General features: G+C 36.2%; 16 protein-coding genes. 12 read left to right on the top strand and 4 right to left on the bottom strand.

The features are described from left to right. Nucleotides 1-308: 308 nt before the first annotated feature. The gene (locus LIZ98_RS13525; protein WP_216407027.1) at nucleotides 309-785 is read right to left on the bottom strand and encodes a flavin reductase family protein; all 477 of its coding nucleotides are present in this window, start codon (nucleotides 783-785) and stop codon (nucleotides 309-311) included. A gap of 315 nt (nucleotides 786-1,100) precedes the next feature. Here LIZ98_RS13525 and LIZ98_RS13520 point away from each other — a divergent pair, with 315 nt between their 5' ends. Next, nucleotides 1,101-1,478 (top strand): RidA family protein, encoded by a 378-nt coding sequence (locus LIZ98_RS13520; RefSeq protein WP_034769276.1) that lies wholly within the window; start codon nucleotides 1,101-1,103, stop codon nucleotides 1,476-1,478. Between the two features lie 204 nt (nucleotides 1,479-1,682). Here the strand turns inward: LIZ98_RS13520 and LIZ98_RS13515 are convergent, their stop codons facing one another. Both LIZ98_RS13515 and LIZ98_RS13510 read right to left on the bottom strand, forming a co-directional pair. Further along, nucleotides 1,683-1,982 (bottom strand): TetR-like C-terminal domain-containing protein, encoded by a 300-nt coding sequence (locus tag LIZ98_RS13515; protein ID WP_268875753.1) that lies wholly within the window; start codon nucleotides 1,980-1,982, stop codon nucleotides 1,683-1,685. 105 nt (nucleotides 1,983-2,087) lie between these two features. Then, the gene (locus tag LIZ98_RS13510) at nucleotides 2,088-2,258 is read right to left on the bottom strand and encodes a TetR/AcrR family transcriptional regulator (RefSeq protein ID WP_251242348.1); all 171 of its coding nucleotides are present in this window, start codon (nucleotides 2,256-2,258) and stop codon (nucleotides 2,088-2,090) included. A gap of 230 nt (nucleotides 2,259-2,488) precedes the next feature. Here LIZ98_RS13510 and LIZ98_RS13505 point away from each other — a divergent pair, with 230 nt between their 5' ends. From LIZ98_RS13505 to LIZ98_RS13455, 11 genes are all read left to right on the top strand, one after another. Then, nucleotides 2,489-3,250, top strand: a complete 762-nt coding sequence (locus LIZ98_RS13505; protein ID WP_034769278.1) for an SDR family oxidoreductase — start codon at nucleotides 2,489-2,491, stop codon at nucleotides 3,248-3,250. A gap of 585 nt (nucleotides 3,251-3,835) precedes the next feature. After that, a complete protein-coding gene (locus tag LIZ98_RS13500; protein WP_034769292.1) occupies nucleotides 3,836-4,045 on the top strand; it encodes a hypothetical protein in 210 nt (69 codons plus the stop codon). Between the two features lie 2 nt (nucleotides 4,046-4,047). Next, nucleotides 4,048-5,154 (top strand): glutamate 5-kinase, encoded by a 1,107-nt coding sequence (gene proB, locus LIZ98_RS13495; protein WP_041847436.1) that lies wholly within the window; start codon nucleotides 4,048-4,050, stop codon nucleotides 5,152-5,154. Between the two features lie 35 nt (nucleotides 5,155-5,189). After that, on the top strand, nucleotides 5,190-6,455 hold the full coding sequence (locus tag LIZ98_RS13490) for a glutamate-5-semialdehyde dehydrogenase (RefSeq protein WP_041847437.1): 1,266 nt from the start codon (nucleotides 5,190-5,192) through the stop codon (nucleotides 6,453-6,455). Between the two features lie 197 nt (nucleotides 6,456-6,652). Continuing rightward, nucleotides 6,653-7,396 (top strand): SDR family NAD(P)-dependent oxidoreductase, encoded by a 744-nt coding sequence (locus tag LIZ98_RS13485; protein ID WP_041847438.1) that lies wholly within the window; start codon nucleotides 6,653-6,655, stop codon nucleotides 7,394-7,396. A gap of 388 nt (nucleotides 7,397-7,784) precedes the next feature. Beyond that, nucleotides 7,785-8,711 (top strand): DUF4349 domain-containing protein, encoded by a 927-nt coding sequence (locus tag LIZ98_RS13480; protein WP_041902129.1) that lies wholly within the window; start codon nucleotides 7,785-7,787, stop codon nucleotides 8,709-8,711. A gap of 228 nt (nucleotides 8,712-8,939) precedes the next feature. Beyond that, complete coding sequence (locus tag LIZ98_RS13475) at nucleotides 8,940-10,034, top strand: glycerol dehydrogenase (RefSeq protein ID WP_041846548.1); 1,095 nt, start codon at nucleotides 8,940-8,942, stop codon at nucleotides 10,032-10,034. 365 nt (nucleotides 10,035-10,399) lie between these two features. Then, nucleotides 10,400-10,792 carry a GntR family transcriptional regulator gene (locus tag LIZ98_RS13470; RefSeq protein ID WP_227139948.1) on the top strand — a complete coding sequence of 131 codons (393 nt, stop codon included), beginning with the start codon at nucleotides 10,400-10,402 and terminating at the stop codon, nucleotides 10,790-10,792. Next, nucleotides 10,785-11,474 carry an ABC transporter ATP-binding protein gene (locus tag LIZ98_RS13465; RefSeq protein ID WP_041847441.1) on the top strand — a complete coding sequence of 230 codons (690 nt, stop codon included), beginning with the start codon at nucleotides 10,785-10,787 and terminating at the stop codon, nucleotides 11,472-11,474. Before LIZ98_RS13470 ends, LIZ98_RS13465 begins: the two co-directional genes overlap by 8 nt. Further along, entirely contained in the window at nucleotides 11,471-12,301 is an 831-nt protein-coding gene (locus LIZ98_RS13460) for a hypothetical protein (RefSeq protein ID WP_041847442.1), read from the top strand. The genes LIZ98_RS13465 and LIZ98_RS13460 overlap by 4 nt, the downstream gene beginning before the upstream one ends. Before the next feature lie 15 nt (nucleotides 12,302-12,316). Further along, on the top strand, nucleotides 12,317-13,537 hold the full coding sequence (locus tag LIZ98_RS13455; RefSeq protein ID WP_041902126.1) for a hypothetical protein: 1,221 nt from the start codon (nucleotides 12,317-12,319) through the stop codon (nucleotides 13,535-13,537). A 98-nt stretch (nucleotides 13,538-13,635) separates the two neighbouring features. On the opposite strand, the gene LIZ98_RS13450 is transcribed toward LIZ98_RS13455, so the two are convergent. Continuing rightward, complete coding sequence (locus LIZ98_RS13450) at nucleotides 13,636-15,225, bottom strand: long-chain-fatty-acid--CoA ligase (protein WP_227139950.1); 1,590 nt, start codon at nucleotides 15,223-15,225, stop codon at nucleotides 13,636-13,638. Between the last annotated feature and the right edge of the window lie 305 nt (nucleotides 15,226-15,530).

The following is a 15,530-nucleotide window of genomic DNA, read 5'->3' as shown; positions in this document are numbered from 1 at the left end:
ATGGTGACGAGAAAAGGTCTCGTCGCCAAAATAGAGCATTTCTCGCCTCAAAATGACGACGAGAATAAGTTTCGTTGACTAATTGGTTTTAAAGGTGCAAAACTCGAGTAAATAAACATACAATTCCGGTTGTCCCGGATAAACAAAGAACAATATAGGAAGTTTCAAACAGTGGGGAATCGATATCCCTCACTGTTTGTTGTTAAACAAATCGGATGCATGCGGGCTTTTCTTCTACCACCTATTGTATCGACTCAAATCTTCAAACGGGATTCTTTGACTTTCCGTTAGGAGTGGGAAAAAAAGTTTTACGCTTGTCCCGGTTTTTCTTTTAATGTCCGATAACCTCCTTCTAAAAAGATAAGTGGCTCTCCTTCAAATATCTGTAAATTAGTGACTTTCCCAACGATTAAAACATGATCTCCTTCTTCGTATTCAGACGAAACCGTACAGATGATTTGTGCCAAAGTATTAGGAATTACAGGCATTCCATCGAGGAAATCAAATTCGATTTCTTTAGTTGATTTCTTTTTTGAAGCAAAGTGGTTTGAAATATTTATTTGATCTTTATTTAAAACATTCACAGTAAATAACCCACGCTGTTTTATTTTATTTAATGTTTGTGAAGTTTTGTTTAAAGAAATTAATATTAGCATGGGATTTAAAGATACGGACATAAATGCATTTACTGTTGTTGCGAATATTTCCTCATTTATCTCTGTGACGACAATAGTAACCCCTGTCGCAAATTTCCCCATTGCATCACGAAACAAGCGTTCATCCATCGATTCATACACACCCTCTCCAATATTTAAAACGAAATGAAACCAATCACTATTCGACAATTTTATGATGTTTTTTAGAACAAACAACAAGTTGATTGTTCATTCGTATCAAAAAAGTTTTCTCTATTATAACAAACTTGTGACGAATATGTGGCAATAATGCTTCATGCTGTTAGTAAAGGGTAAAAAGCAGAATATCAAACTACTGGAATTATAGAACTGTGGAATTAAACACATTTAAAAATGATTTTTATTAAGCAAAATATTTTATTATAATAGGGTTACTATTATTTTTTTACTTTAGGAGGATGAATTATGTTAAGAAAAATACATACAGAACATGCACCGCAGGCAATTGGTCCGTATTCACAAGGGATAGAAGCGGGAAATTTTATTTTTTTGTCAGGTCAAATTCCAGTTGATCCAGAAACAAATGAAATTATCGAGGGTGATATTGTTGCTCAGACTAACCAGGTGATGCGAAATATTCAGGCGATTTTGGCAAGCATTGGATTAACGCTCAATCATATTGTTAAAACGACTATTTTCTTAAAAAATATGGATGAGTTTACATTAGTTAATGAGGCTTATGCCAAGCATTTCGGCGAACACCGCCCGGCTAGATCAACGGTTGAGGTCAGTCGTCTCCCTAAAAATGTCAGCATTGAAATTGAGGTGATTGCAGCAAAATAAAATGTGATTAGTACAAACTGCAGCCTTGATGTCGATTATGGAGATATCTCCTTCAACCTATTTTACCGGCTCGAATCTTGAGAGAGGTTCCTTCATCAGGTTGCAACATTAGAATCGATAAAGAGTTTATTGTTGATGATGTTTCAGGTTCAATAAGAAATAAAAGTCAGGCAGGGACAGATTTTCAAAGAATTAATCTGTCCCTCAAGTTATGAAGGTTGTATACGATAAAATTCCGATTAATTGTTCTGACATATATGCCGGAGTATAAGAAAAGTTTCCATTTACCCATTCAACAATCAATCCGAAAATTGCATAGGCAATATAGGAGGAAAAGATTTCTGGATTAATATTTTTTAGTAAACCACTTTTTGTCGTCAAATCCTGAAGAACTAAATTTTTTAAAACTTGACAAATTTTATTTTGAAACCCGGGTAGAACATTTGAATGAATAGTAATTTTATAAAATTTCGCATATAGAAATACATGTTCAAAAATTTTGATTGAGGATGATGAAAGGTCACTAATCCCAAGTATGTCTTTTTGTAAATAAGGCTCCCGGTATGAACGAATGAGATCCTCTAATACTTCTTCAATTAGATCCCCAAGTCATTCTTCTTTTGTTTGGTAGTGTTTGTAAAATGTTCCTCGATTTAAATTAGAAATGTTGACAATGTCTGTAATTGTAATTTTGTTAAAGTCTTTATTCTCCATTAATATTAATAATGCTTCTTTTAAAGCAGTTTTGGACTTATTAATTCGTCGATCAACAGTCATCAACAAAACACCACCTGATTGTCTATTATTTTTCTATATTTATACAAACATTTCAAGCGATGCTCATTATTGAACAAAGCATGGACAATTTGTATATTGATATGTTCATTATAGAACAGTACAATGAAAATGTGTAGGCGACTATGTGAAAAATGTAGAGACTGCTATTAGAAATATTGAAAACGCTTTATTTTCAAGTCGTACTAATATATGAAAAAGGTGGTATGTTTAATATGAAACTCGAAGGAAAAGTTGCAGTGGTGACAGGAGCAGCCTCAGGAATGGGGAAAGCGATTGCCCAAGTTTTTGCAAAAGAAGGTGCAAAGGTAATTGTTGCTGACCTAAATATAGCAGGTGCAGAACAGGTTGTAGAGGAAATTGTCAAAAATGGTGGTACGGCTAAAGCAATCGAAGTGAATGTGGCAAAATTAGCTGATATTGAAAACATGATTGATACGGCAGTCAACGAATTTGGCACATTGGATATACTGGTAAATAATGCAGGAATTATGGATGGTTTTGAACCGGTCGGAGATATTTCAGAAGAAAAATGGGATTTAATATTTGATGTAAATACAAAAGCTGTTATGCGTTCAATGCGTAAAGCAGTTCCAATTTTTCTGGAAAAAGGGAAGGGTATCATCATTAATATTGCTTCAACCGGCGGATTGAACGGAGCACACGCCGGAGCTGCTTATGGTGCTTCGAAACATGCTGTTGTCGGATTAACAAAAAATACCGGCTTTATGTATGCAAAAGAAGGAATCCGCTGTAATGCAATTGCCCCGGGTGCGGTAAATACAAATATTTCTGCTTCAATGACCAATGTGAATCAATTTGGGTTAAGTCGTGCCGGAGTGGCTCATGCTGTTTCACCGCGTACTGGTGAACCGGAAGAAATTGCCCAAGCTGCATTATTCTTGGCGTCGGATGAATCCAGCTTTGTCAATGGTACAGTACTAGTTGTTGACGGTGGCTGGACAGCAGCATTTTAATTGAACAGGAATCTTTAAGGAATGGATCGGTAGAGTAAAAAATTAGTATATTTTCAAAAGAAAAATAGTTTCCTACCAAACCATTTATTTTTAGAAAAGAACATATGTATTACAACACATCCATAGTGAGAACATTATGGATGTGTTTTTTACCCTGCTATGCCAGAAGTCCTTATCATTGTCCCAATTTCAAATAATGTCATAAGTCGGACAGATATCCATACTCCGTTTGTAACCATATTACCATAATACATTCACACTATTTCAACCATTAATACAAGAAAACCTATTTGACTTCCAGCATACCTTTAATGAAATCTCTAAGGTGTCTTACCAAGTTGCAGAAATGGCAGAGCAGCTAAACTTTCTAAATCATGAACTTTCGAATAAGTTAGAAAAGTAGTTTTTCATTAAAGTTATTTTTCAATCTTTTAAAAAGTCTTTTAAAAAGTGAGGAATAGAAAAAATTTTTCCGCATATCTATATTGACATCCGAAAAGAATCTCTCCATAATAAATATAAAAGTATATGGATCGGTAACGAAGGACTAGTATGTAGAACTTGATATGTTAGAGAGCGGGATTCGTGGCTGCAAAATTCCGTCATATTCAAACTGCAGAACCTGCCTTCCGAGTCTCATGGCAAAACCATGGGCGCAAATTCGCGTTAGAGAAAGAAGCGGAGTACAATATTTTTGTGCTCAATCAAGGTGGTACCGCGGAAGATAAGCTCTTTCGTCCTGAAATTTTCAGGATGATTGGGCTTTTTATTTTAAAAATTTTTAAGAGGGAATGAAAATGTCAAAAGAACGAATTGTTGTAAAAATTGGAAGCAGTTCATTAACCAATCACAAAGGTGAAATTGACCAGGATAAATTGACTGATCATGTTGATGCGATTGCAACTTTGTTGGGAGCCAATCATGAAGTCATTTTAGTGTCATCAGGTGCTGTTGCTGCAGGCTTCAAAAAATTAGGATATCCGAGTCGACCGGTTACGTTGAAAGGGAAACAAGCGGCTGCAAGTGTCGGTCAGAGCCTATTGATTCAAACATATATGGAAAAATTTAGTGAATATAATATTACTGCTGCTCAAATTTTATTAACAAGGTCAGATTTCTCCAATCGTGACCGTTATCGAAATGCCTATGCAACGATTACTGAGCTTTTAGAAAGAGGGATTGTTCCGATCATTAATGAAAACGACACGGTTTCTGTTGATGAATTAACATTCGGTGATAATGATATGTTGTCAAGTTTAGTAAGTGGATTCATTCATGCAGACAGACTGATTATTTTAACGGATATTGACGGAATTTATGATGGGAATCCGCGTACCAATCCGAATGCGAAGAAATTTTACTTTTTAGAAGGTATTCCCGAAGACATGTTGGAGAGAGCTGATTCCACAGGTTCAAAAGTGGGAACCGGCGGAATGAAGTCAAAACTCTTAGCTGCACAAACGGCTCTTTCTCTTGGTGTTTCCGTATTTATCGGTATGGGCAACGGAAAAAATAAGCTGTTGGAAATTATCGACGGAAAAGGAAATGGAACATATATCTTTAATCGCGAACATCATGCCTTGAATACAAAAAAGCAGTGGATTGCTCTTCATTCTGAGTCTTCCGGGAAAATCTATGTTGACCAAGGTGCTGTCGAAGCGATCCTTTATAATGGAAAAAGTCTTCTTGCGCCAGGTGTATTTAAAGTCACTGGTACTTTTGAGAAAGGGGATGTTGTTGAAGTCATCGGGGCGAAAGGTTTTATTGGCAAAGGTGAAGTAAGTTGTTCCTCAGCAGAACTAAAAAATTATCTTGAAGAAAAATATCGACAAGGAAAAGATAATGAGTCCTCATTGGAGGTTATTCATCGCGATAACTGGGTAAAAGCAAAAAAAGTCATATAAGAGGTTTGATATATTTGATGAATGGGGGAAAAGAAATGGGACAGATTGTACAAAACAATGAAGTACTGTTAAAAGGGAAATTGGCAAAAACAGCCAGCTATAAAATGACCGGGATCACAAGCGAGCAAAAAAACGAAGCGCTGAAAAAGATTGCAGAACAAATATTGGTAGATCAAAATGTCATCTTATCAGCAAATAAAAGAGATTTACAATTAGGAAAAGAGAAAGGGATGTCAGATGCAATTCTTGACCGGATCATGTTAAATGAAGAGCGGATAAATGGAATCGTAGAGGGAATCCAACAAGTCGTTGATTTAGCTGATCCGATTGGTGAAGTACTGGAAACGATCAAGAAAGAAAATGGTTTGTTTATTCAAAGAAAAAGGGTTCCTATCGGTGTGATTGGCATGATTTATGAGGCAAGACCAAATGTAACGATTGATGCGGCAACCCTTGCCCTAAAAACGGGAAATGCAATCATCTTGAGGGGGAGTTCATCGGCGAAGTTTTCTAATCTTGCTTTAGTTGATTCGATTCATCGAGCCCTGGATAAGACCGCAATTCCGAAAGATGCTGTCCAATTTATTGAAGATACTTCCAGAGAAACGGCTAAAGCTTTGTTTCAATTAAATGATTATTTGGATGTGCTAATTCCAAGAGGTGGTAAAGCCTTAATACAAACAGTTATAAGAGAGGCAACGGTTCCTGTTATTGAAACCGGTGCCGGAAATTGTCATATCTTTATCGACAAAACGGCAAACTTTGAGATGGCAAAGGAAATCGTGTTAAATGCGAAATTGCAACGTCCTTCCGTTTGTAATGCAGTGGAATCTTTATTGATCGATCAACATTGGTTTGACAAATATGGCGTTGAGCTTTTACAAGTGTTACACGCTCATCAAGTGGAAATTTACGGGGATGAAAAAATATGTCAGGCCTTCCCACCTGCCCGCCCGGCTACGGAGGAAGATTGGTATCAAGAATATTTAGCGTTAAAAATAAGTGCGAAATTAGTGAATAGTCTAGAAGAAGCAGTTGCCCATATTCATAAATACGGCACAAAACATTCTGAAGCGATCATTACAGAAGATGAGGACCAAGCGGCCATATTTTTACAAAATGTTGATGCCGCAGCCGTTTACCATAATGCTTCCACTCGCTTCACCGATGGATTTGAGTTTGGTTACGGAGCAGAAATCGGGATTAGTACGCAAAAGCTTCATGCCCGCGGTCCAATGGGATTAAAAGCATTAACATCCAGCAAATTTATTATCAAGGGCAAGGGACAAGTAAGAGAATAGGACAATATACAGGGGCAAGAGCAGATTGAAAAGGCAAGTCAAGGGCTCCCACCTCAAAATTCGAATGAATAAGGAAGTAGGTGGGAGAGAGACTTTCCTGATCTGGCCGATTTGGTGGACAAGGTATCATTTGTGAATGCGCTAACAATTAGGTATAATAAATTTGTAATAATCATATATTACAAGGAGGTATTTTCATGTTTGATTTAAAGGGCAAAATTGCAATTGTTACAGGTGGTGCTTCCGGAATTGGACTGGCTACTGTAAGAGCATTTTTGGAAAAAGGGGCTAAAGTTGTTTTTGCAGACTATAATGAAGAAGCAGGTCGTAAAGTTGAAAAGGAATTGAAAGATACATATGCTGATGTTGTATTTGAAAATGTGGATGTATCTGATGAAAAATCGGTAGAAAAATTAGTTTTAGTAACCGTTGAGCGCTTTGGACGATTAGATATAATGGTCAATAACGCCGGTGTTGGTATTTTAAAAGCCTCCCATGAATTAACGGATGAAGAGTATAAACGTGTGATTAGTATTAACCAAGACGGAGTATTCTACGGTTGTAAATATGCCATTCAAGAAATGTTAAAAACAGGTGGCGGAGCAATTGTGAATACGGCTTCGATTCTTGGTTCTGTCGGTGAACCGGGTGCTATGGCCTATAATGCCAGTAAAGGTGCTGTAAATTTAATGACCAAATCCCTTGCTGTTGAGTATGGAGACCACGGGATTCGAGTGAATGCTGTTGCACCGGCCTATGTGGAAACAGGTATGGTAAATAAAGAAGCATTAGGCGATTTTTATGATAGTTTGGTAGCAAGACATCCGATCGGTCGCTTAGGCAAACCTGAAGAAATAGCTCATGCAATTGTTTTCTTGTGTGAAAATGAATTTGTTACAGGTACGACCGTACTTGTGGATGGAGGCTATACAGCAAAATAATTTTGCAAAATTCAGAACCGCTTTTGAGAAGAAATTCTTAAGAGGGTCCTTTTTTAACTAATAGGAAAGTATAAATTTTTCAATTTCTACTTTCCTAACGCATAAGTGCACTGAAAGACTTCGGTAGCATTACCTCGCAAGCGAAAATGTTTTTTCGCTGAACTACGGCTCTGCTCTTGCCTAAAGGCTCGGCAATCGCCGAGTTTTCTTTACGCTAAGATAGTAAAAAATACAGGTGAAAAATTTTGAATTAATTTTTATTGTCTAGCTCCGGTCGCCCTAAGCTTTTCTTTTTTTGTAACTATTATTTCAAACTTCGGTCAATATAGATAAGGAGAGGAATAAGTATAGGAATGGTTGATTGAAATTTCAAAAAAAGGTGGTTATAATGAAAAAAATTTTGTATTTTCTATTGGTTTTTTTGTCTGTTATGTTTTTTACAGGTTGCAGCAATCATTCAAAGGAAAGTAAATCAAGTGACTCCACTGCTATTGAAAAGAAGGACATATCCAGAAATTTTTCTGTTTCAAATACAGAGGGTGGAAAACAGACTGAGGGTATAACCGATGCTACAGAAAAAGAAGACGATCAAGTTCTGTTAAATGAAACTGTAAATATAAATTTTGAGCGAAAAATAATTTATAATGCTCATCTCCGTATTCAAGTGGAAGATTACGATCAAACGCTTAATGAGATTACGAAGAATGTTCATGAGTTTGGGGGATATGTTGTCGAGTCGATGATGTCCAAAAATCCGGAAACGAATTCTCCCTACGGTGAAGTAACAGTAAGAATCCCGCAAGAGAAATTTCGTGACTTTATTTCACTGGTTGAAAAAGGCAGCAGGAAAGTTGTGGACAGTTCCATTACCGGTCAAGATGTTACCGAAGAATATATTGACTTAGAATCACGCTTGAAATCGAAACAAACGGTTGAAAGCAGATTACTTTCATTCATGGAACAAGCGGAAAAAACAGAAGACTTATTAGCTATTTCCAAAGACTTGGCTAAAGTTCAGGAAGAAATAGAAACCATCAAGGGTCGAATGAACTATTTGGAAAATAAAGCTGATTTAGCAACGGTCACGATTTCAATTGAGGAAAATAAAGTTGAAGTGAAAAATTTAGGTGATAGTCAATTAAAAACATGGGAAAAAACAAAGGAGCAATTTAAGAAGAGCATCAATTTTTTAATTAGTGCGTTTTCGAGTCTATTTATTTTTCTTTTTGGGTATTTACCACTCTTCTTCTTACTTGGTATTATTGCTTTCATTATAATTTTTATCATACGAAAGCGGATAAAAAGAGAAGGATAACTGCTCCATTTAATCCCCGTCCTAAACGCGGGGATTAAATTTTTTCAAATTGAACAGTTTATAAAAAGAGATTTATTTATGTTAATTTGGCAAAGATAATTGATTTTTTTATAGGAAGCAGTATATAAAAGGAAATTTATTTATGACAATTTGTGATATAATTAATAATGTAAAAAGTTATTTCCCTTTAAAGGAAATATAATGAAGCATAAAAAAGGAGTGGAAAAAATGGCAAATATTGTTTTTATTTCACCGAGTAAATATGTGCAAGGAAAAGGTGCTTTAAAAAGTATAGGTACATATGCAAAAGATTTTGGTAAAAAACCTTTAATTCTCGCTGATAAAATTGTATGGGGTATAACGAAAGAAACAATCATTGGAAGCTTCAATGAAAGCGGCTTAGATTATCACTATATTGAATTTAACGGTGAAGCGTCAACAAATGAAGTGAAAAGAGTTGCAGGAATGGGTGAAGAAAACGGGGTTGATGTTGTCATTGGTGTTGGCGGAGGAAAAACACTTGATACTGCAAAAGCGGTAGCGGATGAGCTGAATCAAAATATAATCATTGTACCGACAACAGCCTCAACTGATGCTCCGACCAGCAGTCTTTCCGTCATTTATTCGGATGAGGGAAGGTTCGAATCTTATCGTTTTTATAAGAAAAATCCGGATCTTGTTCTTGTCGATACTGCAGTTGTGGTTAAAGCGCCTGCTCGTTTGTTTGCTTCCGGAATAGCCGATGCGATGGCCACTTGGATTGAAGCAAGAGCAACAATAAAAAGTAATGGAGAGGCAATGTCCGGCGGCAAACCTAGCATCGCAGCCCGGGCCATTGCTGAAGCTTGTGAAAAAACATTATTTACATATGGTGAGGCTGCATACCAAGCAGTTAAAAAAGGAATCGTTACGAGTCAAGTAGAGGCGGTGGTGGAAGCAAACACATTACTTTCCGGAATTGGTTTTGAAAGCGGCGGATTGGCAGCTGCCCACGCCATTCATAACGGGTTTACCGCATTAAAAGGTGATATTCACCATCTGACTCATGGGGAAAAAGTGGCTTACGGAACATTGACTCAATTAGTATTAGAAAACCAGTCAACTGAAGAGATTTTGAAATATATGAGATTTTATCAAAAACTTGATCTCCCTGTGACGTTAAAAGAATTACATTTGGAAAACGCGACTTATGAAGATTTATTAAAAGTGGGTGCAGGAGCTACTGCTGAAGGGGAAACAATGGGAAATCTTTCCGGTGAAATTACTCCGGAAGATGTGGCGAACGCCATCATAGCCGTAGACCAAATCAGCAAATTATTGTAGAAATCAATCATTTAAATCACTTACCAAAAGAACCGGATAAACAACCGGTTCTTTTATGTTTATTTTTCATCTGAAAAATTAAGAAAATGAGAATTGACATTGTTGTGTATTAACCGTATAATACACATGAAGATGTATTATGGGGTTAGTACAGTATAAAATTTAGATTTACATACATCGTCCATGAAAATTTACGGTGTTATAATAAATTAGGTGTATGAAATAGTTAATACATTAACACGAGTTGTATTGAAATATTGCAAAATGGTGTGCCTTTCCTGTATTAAGTGATTAATACAGATCTATATTTTACGAAAAGTGGTGCAGATGATTACACACTATGTTTATAGGAGATGGGACTGTCTATGAATGTCAAATTTAATAATCGGGATCCTGTTTACGTTCAAGTGGTTCGCTATTTTAAGGAACAAATTGCAAAAGGCTTTTTTGAACCGGGGCAGGAAATCCCGTCGAGACGTGAACTGGCTCACCGATTAAAAATTAATCCCAATACGGCACAAAGAGCGTATAAGGAAATGGAGGAACAAGGGTTGATTTTTACAGAGGGGAATTTACCAAGTCGGATTACAAAAGATGAAGGGGTTTTGAAAAAAGTGCGTAAAGAGTTGATTGTGGAAGCGGTTGAAACATTTGTCCATTCCGTGCGTACAATTAATGTACCACTTGAGGAAGTTCTTTATATAGTCAAGGAATATTATGAAAAGGCTGATTATGCAAGGGGGCATACCCATGATTGAAGTAAAAAATGTAACAAAAAAATTTGGTCGGAAAGAAGTATTAAAGGGAGTTTCCTTTACGGCTGAAAAGGGGCAAATTACATGTTTAATCGGGATTAATGGTGTAGGAAAAACAACGATTATGCAAGCAATTATGTCGTTAATCCCAATTAATAGCGGGGAAATTTTCATTGATGGAAGTAAACTTACAAAAGACAGTTATGAAAAAATCACCTTTATTCCAGATACAATAACGATGCCTCCGCAGATGCGAATAGGGGATGCTTTTGCCTTCATGGCCGATTTTTATCAAAGCTGGAATCAAAAACGGGCAGAAGAGCTGCTTGAATTTTTTAAATTAGAAGAAACAGAGCGGATTAGTGAATTATCAAAAGGAAACACTGCTAAAGTGAATATACTGCTTGGTTTGGCTTTAGATGTTGACTATTTATTAATGGATGAACCGTTTTCCGGGATAGATATTTTTAGTCGTGAAGAAATTGCAAATGTGTTTACCAGTCACCTAATTGAAGATAGAGGGGTTATTATTACCACCCATGAAATTAATGATATTGAGCATCTGATTGATAAAGTCGTTCTGATAGACAATGGTGTAGTGTTGAAAGAGTTTCATGTTGAAGAAGTCCGAGAAAAAGAGGGTAAATCAGTCATTGATGTGTTGCGGGAGGTGTATGAATCATGAATCGGTATTTGAAACTTGTCAATTTTGAGTTCAATCGTTTTTTCAAATTATACATTGTTCTCGTTATCGTAACGATTATAATGCAAATTTTCGCAGTTATTGTGGAGTCAAGAGGATATATGCGGGAGGCCAAGAATGTTATTTATGGTGATATGATGTCTAAAGCCGATTTTATTAAAAATTACGAAGCGTTTACAATGCAAAGAGTCGTTCAATCCAATTGGTTTTATTGGTCGATTGCATTATGTGTCGTTGTTCTTCTAATCTATGTATTTTTTATTTGGTATCGTGATTGGCTCGGTAAAAATTCGTTTATCTATCGATTGCTAATGCTTCCAACTGCAAGATTGAACCTGTACTTTGCGAAAGCGACGGCAATCCTAATATTTGTTTTTGGATTAGTTGCCCTTCAACTTCTCTTGTTCTTGATTGAAATGCAAATAATGAAATGGATTGTTCCTGCCGAATTTCGGGTGGATCTGCCTATAAAGGAATATACCGATTTTAATTATTTGTCGGTCATTCTTCCAGGTTCCTTAATAGATTTTTTACTATTTTATGGGATGGGGATTGTTGCGGTTTGCGTTACGTTTACGGCAATTTTATTTGAACGCTGCTATCGTCTGAAAGGGATTATTTTTGGTATTTCTTATGGACTCGTTTCTGTCGGATTTTTCTTGATGCCCCGTTTGATTGATACTTTTGTACTTAATTATTATTTTTTCCCGGTGGAGCTGTTTGTTATGGAAGTTATTGCCGGTATCATTGTATTAATTGGAGCAGTATGGATTGGAAATTACCTATTAAAATACAAAATCAGAGTTTGATGGGGGGCTTCTCGGATGAAGAAATATTGGAAAATCATTGTTGTTTTGATCATTACCGTCATTACGGTCGGAACTTACTATATTCGTAGCAGTTTTGCATCACGGACCGTTCCTGAATTTGAGGTAAAAAAAATAAGCGGGGATGAAAAGGAATTGCAAGATTTAGTCATTCATGGTGATTACAATGTAAATGACATTCTCTATTCATTTAAGATTTTGAACGGAAAAACGATGAATGTAAACTATGATAGTATTATTACTGAAATAGTGGAACTTCCATCACAGTTTGAAAAAATAATGAAGGAACATAAGAACTTTTTGCGGCAAAAAGTGTTAAATCCGGGAAATTTTTATGAAGATAAAGCTTGGCTGGCCTATGCTGAATATCAAATTGAGAACACGTTTAGCGGTATGACAAATAAAAATGAATTTCTTATAGAAGTATTGGATAAAAAAACAAATGAAACAGTAGCCTTTGAAGTGGCCATACCGGATGGTGAAAATTATTATACGATTAACATAAATGATGTACAGTTGATGAATGGTAAGGTAAAAGTATTGACAAATAACTATAGCGAGGACAGTAGTGAGGAGGCACATCTTTATGTTTTTGATATAAAAGAAAAAAAGCTCATCCGTGACGATGTTATTTTAAAAAGTAGTAAAGAAGCAGAAAATGGAAACTGGACGTCATTTTCTATAAATAATGATAGCCTTTCTTTAAAGCCAAGTGAATATGCCTTATTTTTATTGCAAAGGGTTCAAGAAGAGATGAACGAAAATACAAAAGAAGTTGAAGAGAAAATATTAGCAAGTGAGTGTTATGTTTATAATTTTGAAAAGGAAGTCTTGGAAAAAATAAATCATGAGGAATTAGGAATGGTTGATGCGGCATCATTACATAATTCGACCGTATTTTTGCAAAATCAGATTGATAATCGCCTGGAAGTGGTTCCATATGATATTGAGACTGGGACTTGGCGTGAAAAGATTTTATTTAATGTTCCTCAGACATTCGGAAATACTGACTATGTTGATTTACACGCAGAACCGTTTATTACTGTTTTGAATGGCAAAATTTATATTATTAATGCGATTGATGATGGATATTCTTTATTTATCGGTGATTTATCTACCGGACAATCTTTATATGAAGGCAAAATCGTGGCAAAGCATAAAAAGATTAATCAATATAATGATAAAACATATTTTAAATTAATAGAGCCAAAATCATAAAGTGGTGACAGGAAGGGAGGCGATTTCTAAAAACCGGGCTACATGCCCGGTTTTTATGACTCCTTAAGTTGGATTTTCCCATCTGTATCAATAAACGTTTAGTTAACATTTTTTGAACTTTGCCAATACATTTGTCGCAACCGGTATTTTTGTAATTTACCTGTTGCTGTCTTTGGCAAAGATTCAACAAAATCAACCGACTTAGGTGCTTTGAAATGGGCCATATTGTCGCGACAATAATCAATGATTTCTTGTTCGGTAACGGTTGCTCCGGGTTGAAGAACGATGATAGCTTTCGGAACTTCTCCCCATTTTTCATCGGGCACCGCAATAACAGCAACTTCCAAAACAGCAGGATGCCTGTATAATACACCTTCAACCTCTGTTGATGAAATATTTTCGCCACCGGAGATGATGATATCTTTCGCCCGGTCGCGAATTTCAATGTAACCGTCTGGATGGGTTACGGCTAAATCACCGGTATGGAACCAACCATCAACAATTGCCTCCCGTGTTTTATCCGGATCTTTATAATAACCTTCCATTACGACATTCCCGCGGGCAACAATCTCACCGAGTTCGTGACCGTCCCATGCCACTTCTTCACCATTTGGACGGATCACTTTTGTCTCACCGTTAAAGATTAATTCGATTCCTTGACGTGCTTTTATCGTGGACTGTTCTTCCAAATTTTTGTTTTCAAACGACCTTTTCCATTCACAATATAAAATAAATGGAGATGTCTCCGTTAACCCATATACATGGATAATATCCAAGTTAAGAATATCTTGAGCTTTTTGGATTAATGCAGCAGCTGGTGGTGAACCTGCCACGGCCATTCGGGGGCTCGTTTTGATATTTATTTCTTTTGCAGCCGGGTGATTTACAAGCATGTTAAGAACAGTCGGCGCCCCGCAGAGTAAAGTTATCTTGAGCTCTTCAAATAAACGCAAAATAACAGGAGGGTCAACCTTTCGTAAACAAACATGTGTAGCTCCTGCCGCGGTAATTGCCCAAACACCTCCCCAACCATTGGCGTGAAACATCGGTAATGTATGTAAATAAACATCATCATGCCCAACATGCAAGTGGTATAAAAAATCAGCTGCGTTTAAATAATTGTTTCGATGAGTTAACATAACGCCCTTAGGCCGGGATGTAGTTCCACTTGTATAATTTATCGTTAACAATTGTCTTTCATCAATTTCCACTTTCGGTAATGGTATGTCGGGAGCGTGATTAATAAAATCCTCATAGTCGACCCCGTTTAAAGACGTTTCAAACCCATCGGTTGCGACGATAATAATTTGATCCAAAACTAATTGATCTTTAATTTTTTCAATTGCCATGGCAAATTCGGCATCAACTATAAGCATTTTCGCATCACTATGATTGATAATATATTCCATATCAGAAGAGGAAATTCGATAGTTTAACGGAACCATTACGGCACCTAATTGGCTAATTCCGTAAAAACATTCCAGCATATAATGGGTATTCGGCAACATAACTGCAACATGATCTTTTTCCCTGATCCCGGCTTGATATAATGCTTTTGATAGTAAATCCGTCCGTTCTGAAAATTGTTTATACGTAAATTTTTTCTCGCCATCAATAACAGCAACTTTATTTGGGTAATATTTTACAGCTCGTCTTTTCCAATCCAAAGGTGTTAATGAAGTGAACACGGGCAACAGCTCCTTAATAATGTATTGTTGATAGTTTAAGAGAATCTCTCTAAAGTAAATTCATTTGAACTTTATGTATTTTGTAATCGATTACAATGATTTTACTATTCTTATGCTTTTTATGTCAATAATATTAAAGCAATTATAAATACTTAAAACAAAGCTTTTCCTTAACATCTACTTATCGTTTTGTTATCATGAATGTATCATGACCAATGTCGGAATGAATTTTCCCAGAAAAGATAAATTAAGAGCCTCTGCCAAAATAAAAAATATACCCTTGAGCGAGGCTCTGGAAAATTAAT

Origin of the sequence: Caldibacillus sp. 210928-DFI.2.18 (assembly GCF_020554505.1) — a bacterium.
Taxonomy (GTDB): domain Bacteria; phylum Bacillota; class Bacilli; order Bacillales; family Caldibacillaceae; genus Caldifermentibacillus; species Caldifermentibacillus hisashii.
The sequence above is the reverse complement of the archived record's forward strand: the minus strand, read 5'-3'. Positions and strand labels throughout refer to the sequence as shown.

Coding starts and splice junctions, on each gene's coding strand:
- LIZ98_RS13480 (WP_041902129.1), top strand. CDS start 7,785: ATGAAAAAAATTTTGTATTTTCTATTGGTTTTTTTGTCTGTTATGTTT.
- LIZ98_RS13465 (WP_041847441.1), top strand. CDS start 10,785: ATGATTGAAGTAAAAAATGTAACAAAAAAATTTGGTCGGAAAGAAGTA.
- LIZ98_RS13505 (WP_034769278.1), top strand. CDS start 2,489: ATGAAACTCGAAGGAAAAGTTGCAGTGGTGACAGGAGCAGCCTCAGGA.
- LIZ98_RS13525 (WP_216407027.1), bottom strand. CDS start 785: ATGGATGAACGCTTGTTTCGTGATGCAATGGGGAAATTTGCGACAGGG.
- LIZ98_RS13485 (WP_041847438.1), top strand. CDS start 6,653: ATGTTTGATTTAAAGGGCAAAATTGCAATTGTTACAGGTGGTGCTTCC.
- LIZ98_RS13475 (WP_041846548.1), top strand. CDS start 8,940: ATGGCAAATATTGTTTTTATTTCACCGAGTAAATATGTGCAAGGAAAA.
- LIZ98_RS13460 (WP_041847442.1), top strand. CDS start 11,471: ATGAATCGGTATTTGAAACTTGTCAATTTTGAGTTCAATCGTTTTTTC.
- proB (WP_041847436.1), top strand. CDS start 4,048: ATGTCAAAAGAACGAATTGTTGTAAAAATTGGAAGCAGTTCATTAACC.
- LIZ98_RS13470 (WP_227139948.1), top strand. CDS start 10,400: ATGAATGTCAAATTTAATAATCGGGATCCTGTTTACGTTCAAGTGGTT.
- LIZ98_RS13455 (WP_041902126.1), top strand. CDS start 12,317: ATGAAGAAATATTGGAAAATCATTGTTGTTTTGATCATTACCGTCATT.
- LIZ98_RS13490 (WP_041847437.1), top strand. CDS start 5,190: ATGGGACAGATTGTACAAAACAATGAAGTACTGTTAAAAGGGAAATTG.
- LIZ98_RS13520 (WP_034769276.1), top strand. CDS start 1,101: ATGTTAAGAAAAATACATACAGAACATGCACCGCAGGCAATTGGTCCG.